Source organism: Photobacterium sp. WH24, from assembly GCF_019204055.1.
GTDB classification, from domain to species: Bacteria; Pseudomonadota; Gammaproteobacteria; order Enterobacterales; family Vibrionaceae; genus Photobacterium; species Photobacterium arenosum.
The window spans coordinates 229,167-239,733 of sequence record NZ_JAGSOZ010000008.1 but is presented as its reverse complement, the minus strand read 5'-3'; the positions used below and the strand labels follow the sequence as shown (position 1 = coordinate 239,733).

General features: G+C 48.2%; 13 protein-coding genes. 7 read left to right on the top strand and 6 right to left on the bottom strand.

Annotated elements, in window-relative coordinates:
• Positions 1 to 157: 157 nt before the first annotated feature.
• The 4 genes from KCG43_RS12190 (at position 158) to KCG43_RS12175 (ending at position 3,725) form a co-directional block, all read left to right on the top strand.
• Positions 158 to 583, top strand: coding sequence for a hypothetical protein (locus KCG43_RS12190; RefSeq protein ID WP_218385171.1), 426 nt, complete (start codon positions 158 to 160; stop codon positions 581 to 583).
• Positions 584 to 760: 177 nt separating this feature from the next.
• On the top strand, positions 761 to 1,042 hold the full coding sequence (locus tag KCG43_RS12185; protein WP_027250707.1) for a type II toxin-antitoxin system Phd/YefM family antitoxin: 282 nt from the start codon (positions 761 to 763) through the stop codon (positions 1,040 to 1,042).
• The gene (locus tag KCG43_RS12180; protein WP_218385169.1) at positions 1,039 to 1,326 is read left to right on the top strand and encodes a type II toxin-antitoxin system RelE/ParE family toxin; all 288 of its coding nucleotides are present in this window, start codon (positions 1,039 to 1,041) and stop codon (positions 1,324 to 1,326) included. The genes KCG43_RS12185 and KCG43_RS12180 overlap by 4 nt, the downstream gene beginning before the upstream one ends.
• A gap of 833 nt (positions 1,327 to 2,159) precedes the next feature.
• Entirely contained in the window at positions 2,160 to 3,725 is a 1,566-nt protein-coding gene (locus KCG43_RS12175) for a glycosyl hydrolase family 18 protein (RefSeq protein WP_218385167.1), read from the top strand.
• A gap of 129 nt (positions 3,726 to 3,854) precedes the next feature.
• On the opposite strand, the gene KCG43_RS12170 is transcribed toward KCG43_RS12175, so the two are convergent.
• The 6 genes from KCG43_RS12170 to KCG43_RS12145 form a co-directional block, all read right to left on the bottom strand.
• Positions 3,855 to 4,883, bottom strand: coding sequence for a methionine synthase (locus tag KCG43_RS12170; RefSeq protein ID WP_192016195.1), 1,029 nt, complete (start codon positions 4,881 to 4,883; stop codon positions 3,855 to 3,857).
• A 28-nt stretch (positions 4,884 to 4,911) separates the two neighbouring features.
• Positions 4,912 to 5,889: a DUF1852 domain-containing protein gene (locus KCG43_RS12165; protein WP_218385165.1), complete on the bottom strand. Its 978-nt coding sequence runs from the start codon at positions 5,887 to 5,889 to the stop codon at positions 4,912 to 4,914.
• 523 nt (positions 5,890 to 6,412) lie between these two features.
• A complete protein-coding gene (locus KCG43_RS12160) occupies positions 6,413 to 6,886 on the bottom strand; it encodes an N-acetyltransferase (RefSeq protein WP_218385163.1) in 474 nt (157 codons plus the stop codon).
• The gene (locus tag KCG43_RS12155) at positions 6,883 to 7,179 is read right to left on the bottom strand and encodes a GNAT family N-acetyltransferase (RefSeq protein ID WP_218385160.1); all 297 of its coding nucleotides are present in this window, start codon (positions 7,177 to 7,179) and stop codon (positions 6,883 to 6,885) included. The genes KCG43_RS12160 and KCG43_RS12155 overlap by 4 nt, the downstream gene beginning before the upstream one ends.
• Positions 7,163 to 7,354 (bottom strand): hypothetical protein, encoded by a 192-nt coding sequence (locus tag KCG43_RS12150; protein ID WP_218385158.1) that lies wholly within the window; start codon positions 7,352 to 7,354, stop codon positions 7,163 to 7,165. Before KCG43_RS12150 ends, KCG43_RS12155 begins: the two co-directional genes overlap by 17 nt.
• A gap of 127 nt (positions 7,355 to 7,481) precedes the next feature.
• Positions 7,482 to 7,667: a hypothetical protein gene (locus KCG43_RS12145; protein ID WP_192016191.1), complete on the bottom strand. Its 186-nt coding sequence runs from the start codon at positions 7,665 to 7,667 to the stop codon at positions 7,482 to 7,484.
• A gap of 96 nt (positions 7,668 to 7,763) precedes the next feature.
• On the opposite strand from KCG43_RS12145, the gene KCG43_RS12140 reads away from it, so the two are divergent.
• The 3 genes from KCG43_RS12140 to KCG43_RS12130 all read left to right on the top strand — a co-directional run bounded on the left by KCG43_RS12140 (position 7,764) and on the right by KCG43_RS12130 (position 10,545).
• Positions 7,764 to 8,669, top strand: coding sequence for a LysR substrate-binding domain-containing protein (locus tag KCG43_RS12140; protein WP_218385156.1), 906 nt, complete (start codon positions 7,764 to 7,766; stop codon positions 8,667 to 8,669).
• A 404-nt stretch (positions 8,670 to 9,073) separates the two neighbouring features.
• Positions 9,074 to 9,676 (top strand): recombinase family protein, encoded by a 603-nt coding sequence (locus tag KCG43_RS12135; RefSeq protein ID WP_218385154.1) that lies wholly within the window; start codon positions 9,074 to 9,076, stop codon positions 9,674 to 9,676.
• 26 nt (positions 9,677 to 9,702) lie between these two features.
• The gene (locus tag KCG43_RS12130) at positions 9,703 to 10,545 is read left to right on the top strand and encodes a siderophore-interacting protein (protein ID WP_218385152.1); all 843 of its coding nucleotides are present in this window, start codon (positions 9,703 to 9,705) and stop codon (positions 10,543 to 10,545) included.
• Positions 10,546 to 10,567: the final 22 nt, after the last annotated feature.

The window sequence follows — 10,567 nt, the reverse complement described above, 5'->3', positions numbered from 1 at the left end:
TTAAATTAACGCCGTTTTTTCTTCCCGTCGGACGCCATCCCGAAGCAATCGCATTGAGGATGGCAATCAGATGGTCGTATCCTGTTACGGTATTTTTGTTCATTGCTTCTAAGCCTTCGTTTAGTATCGGCATCTCTTTTTCACTCAGAGGCTTAAGATGAAAAAATCAGTAATCACCTTGACTTTAATGCTCGCTTTAGTGGGTTGTGATGATGCGAGTAAAGCAATTGATGAGGCTCAAGCAGCAGCGAACAAAGCAGTCGATAGTCTGCAGCAAAAAGCAGATTCGCTAGATTTAAATAATCTCAATCTTGAAGTTTTTGGTGATGCGACACAAAAGGCTCAAGATTTTGCTCAGTCGATAGACACATTGATCAACACAGATTTCACTGACCATCAAGCGGTTGCAGCAGCAACAGATAAAATTTCTCACAGTTACAGTTGCTTAGTTGATGTTTCTTCTGAGGCGACAGCAGAAAAATTGCTCGATAAAATCGTGTCTTCAGTGAAGAATGATCAAGTATTGGCAATCATCGAAAAAGGTGTCGCGCAAGCGAAAACGGCGAAAGAGTGCATGATGTAAAAGGCCTTAAGAGGGACTGCCCCTCGACATTCGGTTTGTGCACTGGCTTTGAGGCCAAATCCTGATAACAGGCGCGATTGCGGTCCCTCATTCGTGATAACGCAGCATCAACTTCTTGCTCATCACAGCTGGCTGAACTATCATTTGTACGTTATTTTGTACCAAATGGAGTTCAACATGAGTCGTATTCATTTCGATCAAGATATTCAGCCGTTGTCTGAATTTCGCGCAAGTGTCGCTTCTTACATCAAACAAATCAATGAGACTCGTCGTCCATTAGTAATTACACAACGTGGTAAAGGTGTCGCTGTGGTTCTTGACGTTGCAGAGTACGAGGCAATGCAAGAGAAAATCGAATTACTGGAAGAAATGCGCACAGCAGAAGCTCAGTTAGCTTCCGATCTGGGTGTTTCTCATGAAGATGCACGCGCCCAAGTGCTAGCACGCATTAAGAAATGAAAGTTGTTTGGTCTCCTTTAGCGCTTCAAAAGCTTGGTGACGTAGCAGAGTTCATCTCTTTAGATAATCCATCTGCTGCAGAAAAGTGGGTCAATGATGTTTTCGACAAAACGAAGTTACTCGGAAGCATGCCTGAAATGGGGCGCTTTGTTCCAGAAATACCCCACACAAACTATCGTGAAATCATTTTCGGTCACTATCGTATTATTTACAGCTTAGGCCATGAGATCAGAGTGCTAACGGTTCGTAACTGTCGACAAATGTTGTCGGAAGAGGACGTATAAAACTGCGTTCTACCACAATTATGATGCAACAACTCTGAAGCATGCCTGTTCAATCACGAGCAATAAACCAGCGTTCCCCACTCCCCCAGGGGAAAATTCAGGACGAATTTTCAGGTTGTCGGCGCCGGGAGCGCCTACAACCGCCCCGGACAACACCAAAGAATAAAAAAGGCTTTCTGGGTACTCTTTGGCCTACAAAGAGTACCTGGCGCGCATAAAACAATGCTAAGTGAAGCACCGAACTCAAGCGCGACATACCTTCAGACTCAGATATCACCACTCGTCGCCGCACTCATGGTATGGATTGCCGCCTGCGCGGCAATGACAGAGATAACTTAATGAATGTATGCCTAAAAACGTTCTATCCAACAACGATTCAAAAACCAAAGTTACCCACTCCACCAGGAGAAAATTCAGGACGAATTTTCAGGTTGTCGGCGCCGGGAGCGCCTACAACCGCACCGGACAGCACCAAATGAATAAAAAAGGCTTTCTGGATACTCTTTGACCCACAAAGAGTATCTGGCGCGCGTCAAACAATGCTAAGTGAAGCACCGAACTCAAGCGCGACATACTCACCCAGCCACAAAATTACACTTGCTGTATGGATTCCCGCCTGCGCGGGAATGACGGCTTAACATGTACTTTGATGGCACTCCCCCAGGGGAAAATAGACATTGATAGAGATCCTATATTCCCGCAAAGAACAAGTTGCTCAGTGACAAACTGTTTTAAACACCACCACAGAACCGTTAGATAATGCTGCCGCAGCGCTTGCCGACAAGATGAAACTGATCCCATATAAGCGATATCCAACAATGAAGGAATCAGCAATGAAGATTGAGTCTGCTTTCAAATGGTGTCCTGCCGCGCTTGCGCTGATGGCTGCAAGCACTTTTGCCTATAGTCATGCCACTGAGCCTGATCTGTTCACCGGCACACATGGTGAGTTCCAGCAAAACAGCGGCCATGTGGTGGCCACTTATGTCGCCAACTGGTCGAATCCGGCCAGTATCAGCCAGATCAACGGTAATAACCTGACACATATTCTCTACGCATTTTTAGATATTTGCGGTCCGGGTCAACGGGCAGGTCACGAAGCCACCTGCGCCGGCAAGCCAGATTTTACGCTGGCTGAAAATAACAGCACGATTGATAAAGCCTTCTCGGCCCAATTCAGTGAACTGAAAAAACGCTTCCCGCACCTGAAAGTTCTGCCATCAATCGGGGGCTGGGGCGGCGATGGCCCGTTCGCCCCTATGTCGATGAACAGTACCAACCGGCAGGTTTTCGTTCAGGCCATGGTGGATTACCTGAAAGCGAACCCGGCCTTTGATGGCGTGGATATTGACTGGGAGTGGCCGCAAAACCGCGCAGAGGGTGAAGCCTATGCCGACCTGATGATAGATCTGCGGGCTGCGATGGACAAACTCAGCGCCGAAACCAGCCGTGAGTATCTGGTGACATCAGCCATCGCGACAGCGGAGTCTTATACCGCCAAGGTCAACTACCAGCGGGCAGAGCCTGCCATGGATCTGATTTTCCTGATGACCTACGACTTCTTCGGAGCCTGGTCATCTGACAATGTCGGCCATCACACTGCGATAAGCGCCCATAGCGGTAACTTAGCCAAAGGGTATGGTTTTGGCGCTGAAGATGCGGTTCAAAATCTGCTTGGTTTAGGCATGCCTGCTGAAAAGCTCGTACTGGGCGTTGCCAAATATGCCAAGGGCTGGGACGGTGTCGCACTGAATCCTCAGGGATCGCCCTTTGGTGGCGTGGCGACCGCCGGTTTTCCGAAAGCGGTGAATCCCTGGGATGTCGAAGGTATCGCGACGTATACCCGTATCTCAGATGAGATCCTCGGTCCGGACGGACAAGGCGTGAACGGCTTCGAAATTCGTGTCGATCCGGATTGTCAGTGTCACTACGCATGGCGTGGATCGGATGCGGCGTTTGTCGGCTTTGATCACCCGGCAGATATCATTGCCAAAGGCCAGCTGGCTACCAGCAAAAAACTCGGCGGCCTGTTCTCGTGGGAATACGGTCAGGACAATGGCGATCAGCTCAATGCTATGAATATCGGTGTTGGTAATCTGGATATGAAGACTCTGCCGGACGTGACAGACTGGCAACCAGATGCCGTCTATCTCGCCGGTGATCGCATCAGATTCAATCACTTTGTCTATCAGGCCAAATGGTGGTCCCAAAACGACGAACCCGGCCATCCCCACGGGCCATGGGAAAAGTTGGACTTCACCCATGCGGCCAGCTGGTCTGCGGAGGCCACCTATCAAACCGGTGATCGCGTCACCCATAATGGCGTGGTGTACCAAGCCATGTGGTGGACACTCAATAACGAACCGGGCGCTCCGAACAGCCCATGGACGGCCTTGTAAACGTATAGATCAAGGCGAGGAAGATATCCTCGCCTTGCATCATTGCGGAGCAGTTTGGTTTGTGCAAAAAACCAATTAAACCGCAAGGTAATCCGGCAGCTAACCCTGCTAATTATCTCTATATTGGTACTAAGCCAATAGCTCTCTTCGGACGATGTCTGCACCTGCACTCAAGGCATTCAGCTTGCCCCTTGCGACGTCACGGGATAAAGGTGCCATGCCACAGTTGGTGCAAGGATAAAGCTTGTCGGCATCGACAAACTGCAGTGCTTTTCGCAGGGTATTGGCGACTTCCTCTGGTGTCTCAATGGTATTGGTTGCGACATCAATCGCTCCTACCATGACTTTTTTACCCCGAATGAGTTCCAGTAGCTCGATTGGAACCCGCGAGTTGTGACATTCCAGTGAGATGATATCAATATTCGATTGCTGCAGTTTGGGAAACACTTCTTCGTATTGTCGCCACTCTGAGCCCAAGGTCTTTTTCCAGTCTGTGTTAGCCTTGATGCCGTAACCGTAGCAAATATGTACTGCTGTTTCGCATTGAAGTCCTTCAATGGCTCTTTCTAAAGCCGCAATGCCCCAGTCATTGACCTCATCAAAAAACACATTAAAAGCAGGCTCATCAAATTGAATGATATCAACGCCAGCGGCTTCTAATTCTTTGGCTTCTTGATTGAGGATTTTGGCAAATTCCCAGGCAAGTTTTTCGCGGCTTTTATAATGGTTATCATAAAGCGTATCTATCATCGTCATGGGACCAGGCAGAGCCCATTTAATGGGTTGATTGGTTTGCTGACGTAAAAACTTGGCATCTTCAACAAAAACCGACTTGGGGCGACTCACAGGACCCACGACTGTCGGTACACTCGCATCATAGCGGTCACGGATTTTCACTGTTTTACGTTGTTCAAAGTCAACGCCGCTGAGGTGCTCAATAAAGGTTGTCACAAAATGCTGACGGGTTTGCTCGCCATCACTGACAATATCAATACCTGCCCGTTGTTGCTCTTGTAATGACACACGTAAAGCATCGTGTTTGCCGTCTATTAACTCCTCACCTTGTAATTTCCAGGGTGACCAAAGTGTTTCAGGTTCTGCAAGCCAAGAGGGCTTAGGTAAACTGCCAGAAGTTGAAGTCGGTAATAATGTTTTCATAATAGGCTCTATTGTAATTTATCGTTAATTATAAAGCGTAATTAGCAGACCACTGCTCAAGAATACTTTGGTATGGTTTGATGAAGTGTTCCTCAGCAAATTTACCTTGCTCAATAGCCAACTGGCTGCGTTCTGCTCGGTCATAAACAATTTGAGTTAATGAATGATCCTGATTTTTCAGATTGGGCTGATATAATTTTCCCGCTGAAGCATTCGCATTATAAATCTCAGGTCGGTAAATCTTTTGAAATGTTTCCATCGTACTGATGGTGCTTATCAGCTCAAGATTCGTATAATCATTCAGTAAATCACCAAAGAAATAAAAAGCTAAAGGTGCAGCACTGTTTTGAGGCATGAAATAGCGAACCTGCAATCCCATTTTCTTGAAATATTGCTCAGTCAGCGAAGACTCATTGGGCTGATATTCAAAACCCAATACAGGATGCTGGTTTTCAGTGCGATGATAGATCTTGCTATCCGAAACACTGAGACAGATAACCGGCGGCTTACTGAAATTAGCCTTGTATGCATCTGAATTAACAAAGCATTGGAAGAGCTTACCATGCAGTTCGCCAAAATTATCCGGAATGCTAAATTTGGGTTGATTCTTATTATGATCCAACAGTAATACGCTGAAATCATAATCTCGCACGTAGGAGGAAAAATTATTACCTACAATGCCTTCAATGCGTTCGTTGGTTTTATGATCAACAATGTTCGTTTTCAATACTTCAATCGAAGGGAAAGCCTGACCACTACCTTCAATATCCATATCTACTGAAATAATTTCAAGCTCGACAGAATAACGGTCGCCTTTTTGGTTATCCCAACTTGCTAAAGCATTAAAACGATTGTTAATCATCCTTAAGGTATTGCGCAAGTTCTCTTGACGGCTCTCTCCTCGCGCCAAATTAGCAAAGTTAGTTGTGATACGGGTATTATCTGAAGGATGATAATTTTCATCGAAACAAATATTCTTTATCGTAAATCTAAAATCTTTATTCATGGTAACCTGTCATCCAATTTTCTGAGATAATCCTGAATTTATTTTTTGTTCTTTCCGGACTTTACAATTTTATATTTTTGTTTTTCCAGTCCGTCATCTTCACAGTTGTTTGATTTTCGCCTAATGGCCTCAATCAGAGCCAACTGCAAGATTGTATAAAGCTGACAATAGAGTAATTTATACTTGGGTCGAATTATGAATAAAAATGATTTAATTTCATTAATCTATGAATCACGTTCATGGTTTGTGAAAACCGAACGTAAAAACCGCACTCGCTGCATGGATTGCCGCCTGCGCGGCAATGACAGAGGTAACTTAATGAATGTAGGCCTGAAAACGCTCTATCCAACAACGATTCAGAGAACAAAGTTACCCACTCTACAAGGGAACATTCAGGACGATTTTTCAGGTTGTCGGCACCGGGAGCGCATCACACAATGCCAAATGAACCACCGAACTCAAGCGCGACATACCTCAGCTGTACCAAAATCCCAACCACAAAACTTTCACTCACAGGAAGCGGTTACAAATCCAGCCTCAACCGCAGCATATCTTTGTGCTGAATACCCAGCTCAAAGATTGGCTCATCATAGTGATCGAGAAAGAAATCTTTAGCGACACTCTCAACCCGAAACCCCAGCCGCTGGTAAAACGTCAGTTGATAACCGAAAGTGCCCGTTCCCAGCACGACTGACTGAACACCCTGCTCTTTCAGCCGGGGAAATAATGCAGATAACAGCTGCGAGCCTATGCCCTGATGCTGAAACGCCGGATAGACCGCCAAATTGAAGACTTCGTATGTGTATTCTGCTATGGGTTTAGCGACACAAACCCCGACTATTTCGCCTTTCTCTTCGCTCTCGTCAACATCAACATCAACGGCGGCGAGACAATAGGCCTCATTGAGATAACCCTGAATACAGGCTTCAGAGGGATCAGCTTCCAGCAGCAGGGCCATCGGGATCTGTGCCGCATCCAGATGATGAATTTCAATCATGACAGACTCAGCGCCATAATCAGCTCGTCTGCTGTCTGGCCCGTTACCTGAAAACCGGCTTTTTCATAACGGTGTTTTGCTGCCAGGTTATGCAGGTAGACATCCAGCTGGAGTACGCGAGCCTGATGCTTTTCAGCCGCCGTGTGTCTGGCAGCGTTGATCAGCGCCATGCCGACACCAGCGCCCTGGCACCGGCTTTTGACGTACATTTGTGTAAGCAGCACCGTCCGGTTTTCCAGTTCAGACACACCACACAAACCGATAAGTTCTTCACCCTCAAACGCCCCCAACATAGTGTGTTGCGGGCTTTGGCTGGCAATGTTGCGCATCAAAATGCATGGTTGGCTGCTGCCGCTGCTCCTCATAGTTGGCACCAAAGCAGTCTGGATGTAACCGCAGACTTTCCAGACGAATGTCGCGATATGCAGGAATATCAGCAGGGGTTAAAGCACGAATGGTCACTTCCATATCTCGGTCTCTCAGATTTCCTTCTCCTCTGCATGTTAACCACAAATTCAATAAGTTGCACACCCTGTTCCCCGGCTTAGCCTCTGGCAGACAAAATCACTTTCGGCTCAAACATAAAGCAACAAACCTATAAATATTTCTGATAGTCCTTCGACGGTGTGGGCGATGACTCAAGCCCGATATCTTTCTTCAGGTGCGGACTGAATGATTCTGGTTGCAACTGTGTCTTTTTCTGCCGATTTCCCCATAACCATGGCTTTTTCTGATTAAACAGCTGAATTTCAACTTCCCATTGCAGTGCTACTCTGATCATTTTATTCCCCTTCAGTCACAGTGCCTGCAGGAATTATGCGTATAATGAGTCCCGGCCACGAACGATGATTCATTACACCTACTATAAGCTGAGATTATGGACAATCGACTACAGTACTTATCCGGATTACGCTACTTTGAAGTGGCAGCCCGACGCCAGAGCTACAGCAAAGCCGCCGAAGAATTGTATGTCAGTCAGGCCGCCGTCAGTCAGAAAATCCGCCAGTTAGAAGAGGTACTGGGCTGCAAACTCTTTGTCCGGCAAGGGCGGAACATGATACTGACCACGCAGGGATCCAGCCTGTATACCGATGTTTCACGCGGATTCGATCATATACTGTCCGGTCTGAACCGCATTCAGGCGGAGCCTCTGGAGGGGATCCTGACCGTTAATACCTCCCGATCTTTTGCCTCCCGCTGGCTGATGCCCCGCTTGTGGAAATTCACTATGATCCATCCGGATATTTCCATCCGGGTCGATGCCACTACCGAAGCGCCTGACATGAAGTACGGTAGTATTGATCTCGCCATCAGACAGGGCCACAAAGTACATCTTGGTGACAGTATTCAGTCCTGTGTGCTGTATGAAGAACCAGTATATCCGCTCTGCTCACCCGAACTGGCCAATTCGATGCAGTTTATCCATCCGGAACAGCTGCTGAAATGCTGGCTGATTCACTGGGCTGAAACCTGTAATTTAACCTGGGAGCGCTGGTTTAACACGGCGGGAATTGACGTGCCCGAGGGGAACTTACAATGGATGGAAGTCAGCACCTTTGAAATGGGGTTGAATGCCGTCATGGCCGGTCACGGCGCCTGTTTAGGCACGCTGAGTCTGGCCGGTGATTTCATCGAAAACGGCCTGTTGGTCAAGCCTTTTGACATTGGCTTAGTGCCGGGTATCCGCTACACCTTATTTTACGACCGCACCTCACCGCGCATGACCCGTGCTCAGGCCTTTATCGACTGGCTGCATCAGGAAGTCCGACAGTCTCAGGCATAGCCCGTGCTTACATGACTACTTGCAAGAATGACTTCCTGTGCACCCTCTTTTATGGATCCCCGCCTTCGCGGGGATGACTAAAAAAACAACAAATACAAACATTTATAGCAACAGCATGACGCACAAGTAAAACCAAACTCTACGTATGGCCTTACTGTCATTCACACCAGCACACTATTACCTAAAAAATTCAAATTACTCATTAACTTAACGTCATTCCCGCGCAGGCGGGAATCCATCTGGCGCGCTAAACAGCATGCATTTCACTTATCCCCTCCAGCCCAAAATAGCTCATTTGGTGTTGCAAGAACAAATTTGAACCTCTATGATAACCATCAAATGAGCCACACCAAATGACCCATCTCTGAGACCACAGACAGAAGCTGTCCTGTTAAGGAGTCACTATGCCCACCCTGTACGGCTATATTCGCCTGTCGCCGAAAATGAGCGATCCTGAAGCGTTGATCCGGCAAATTACCGATTATGATCCCAATCTGCGGCTGTTCCTGGAAACCGGGATCCGCGGTAACGTTCCTGCTGAGGAGCGCCCCCGGTACCGCGACTTATTCAACACCCTGAAACCGGGTGATCAGTTGATCGTCCGCTGGGTGACAGATCTCGGTTTTCATTTCGATGCCTGCCACCAGACCCTTCAGCAATTACTGGACAAAGGCGTGATCGTCCATACCGTGAACCAACCACTGACCTTCAAACCGGGCTGCCCAATCACCGATGCCTTGCTGCTGATGCTCAAAGGTTATGCGAACTCACACACCCAGCACCGGTTGTGGGCCGCCGAGGCGGGTCGGGATTCACTGCGCCAGGACAAAGCTGCATGGAAAGAAAAATTTCGCGGCCGCCGTGCCAATCATGAAGTGCACCAACAGATTGCCATGCTGCTCAAGGCAGGGAAAACCCTGCAGACAGTGGCTGACGAAACCGGTGTCAGCCTTTCTACGGTAAAACGTGTCAAAGCAAAGATGCAGCATCACGGCCACGAGCTGTAAATCCAAATTCAAACAGAGACCAACACATGCAAAAACGACTACAACCCAAATCATTTACTGTGCAGCAAGCGTTTGATATCAGCCCGAACATGCGTCGCGTGATTCTGACAGGCGAAGATATCCGCCATCTTCCGGCCGACAGTGCCGGTCAGTATGTCAAACTGCTGTTCACTTCTGCCGGCAGTACCGACCTGAGCACTTTGTCTGAGGGTCAGAAACCTGTGCTGCGCACCTTCACCATCAGTGAGTTTGATCCAGAGCAGGGCACCTTGGCGCTGGATTTTGTCAAACATCACCACAAGGACAAGAGCCAGCGCAAAGACGAGCACCAACACAAAGGCGAGATCACGCCGGAACAAGGCGGTTATGCGTGTCACTGGGCCATGCACACTCAGCCAGGCGAACAGATTTCCCTCGGCGGACCAAATACCATTCAGGGCCTGGCCGATGACAGTGACTGGGTACTGATCATTGGTGATATGACAGCACTGCCTTCCATTCAGCTCAAAACAGCCCGCCTTGCGGCAGATAGCCAGGGTTATGTGGTGCTGGCACTCAGCAGCGAGCAGGATCTACCGGCACTGCAGTTGCCCTCAGGCGTTGAATTAATCACTGTGGTGGATGGGGAACGCTCAGGCACCGCACTGGCTGAGAAAGTAACGCAACTGCGCTGGCCGGATGGAAAGCCAGCTATCTGGTGTGCCTGCGAATTCAGCACTATGCGGGCCATTCGCCAGCACATCAGCCAGCAGGATCAGTTCGATCGCAAAACTTGTTACATCAGCAGCTACTGGAAACACGGGGTAACGGAAGACGGGCACAAGGTCATCAAGCGCGAGGATCAGGACAGCTATCATGGCGAAACCTGATGCCGAGAAGGCAGAGGGATCA

Bases quoted from the DNA above. Each gene is read 5' to 3' on its own strand.
- KCG43_RS12140 (WP_218385156.1), top strand. From the start codon at position 7,764: ATGGACAATCGACTACAGTACTTATCCGGATTACGCTACTTTGAAGTG.
- KCG43_RS12180 (WP_218385169.1), top strand. From the start codon at position 1,039: ATGAAAGTTGTTTGGTCTCCTTTAGCGCTTCAAAAGCTTGGTGACGTA.
- KCG43_RS12135 (WP_218385154.1), top strand. From the start codon at position 9,074: ATGCCCACCCTGTACGGCTATATTCGCCTGTCGCCGAAAATGAGCGAT.
- KCG43_RS12185 (WP_027250707.1), top strand. From the start codon at position 761: ATGAGTCGTATTCATTTCGATCAAGATATTCAGCCGTTGTCTGAATTT.
- KCG43_RS12190 (WP_218385171.1), top strand. From the start codon at position 158: ATGAAAAAATCAGTAATCACCTTGACTTTAATGCTCGCTTTAGTGGGT.
- KCG43_RS12160 (WP_218385163.1), bottom strand. From the start codon at position 6,886: ATGATTGAAATTCATCATCTGGATGCGGCACAGATCCCGATGGCCCTG.
- KCG43_RS12165 (WP_218385165.1), bottom strand. From the start codon at position 5,889: ATGAATAAAGATTTTAGATTTACGATAAAGAATATTTGTTTCGATGAA.
- KCG43_RS12150 (WP_218385158.1), bottom strand. From the start codon at position 7,354: ATGGAAGTGACCATTCGTGCTTTAACCCCTGCTGATATTCCTGCATAT.
- KCG43_RS12130 (WP_218385152.1), top strand. From the start codon at position 9,703: ATGCAAAAACGACTACAACCCAAATCATTTACTGTGCAGCAAGCGTTT.
- KCG43_RS12145 (WP_192016191.1), bottom strand. From the start codon at position 7,667: ATGATCAGAGTAGCACTGCAATGGGAAGTTGAAATTCAGCTGTTTAAT.
- KCG43_RS12170 (WP_192016195.1), bottom strand. From the start codon at position 4,883: ATGAAAACATTATTACCGACTTCAACTTCTGGCAGTTTACCTAAGCCC.
- KCG43_RS12155 (WP_218385160.1), bottom strand. From the start codon at position 7,179: ATGTTGGGGGCGTTTGAGGGTGAAGAACTTATCGGTTTGTGTGGTGTG.
- KCG43_RS12175 (WP_218385167.1), top strand. From the start codon at position 2,160: ATGAAGATTGAGTCTGCTTTCAAATGGTGTCCTGCCGCGCTTGCGCTG.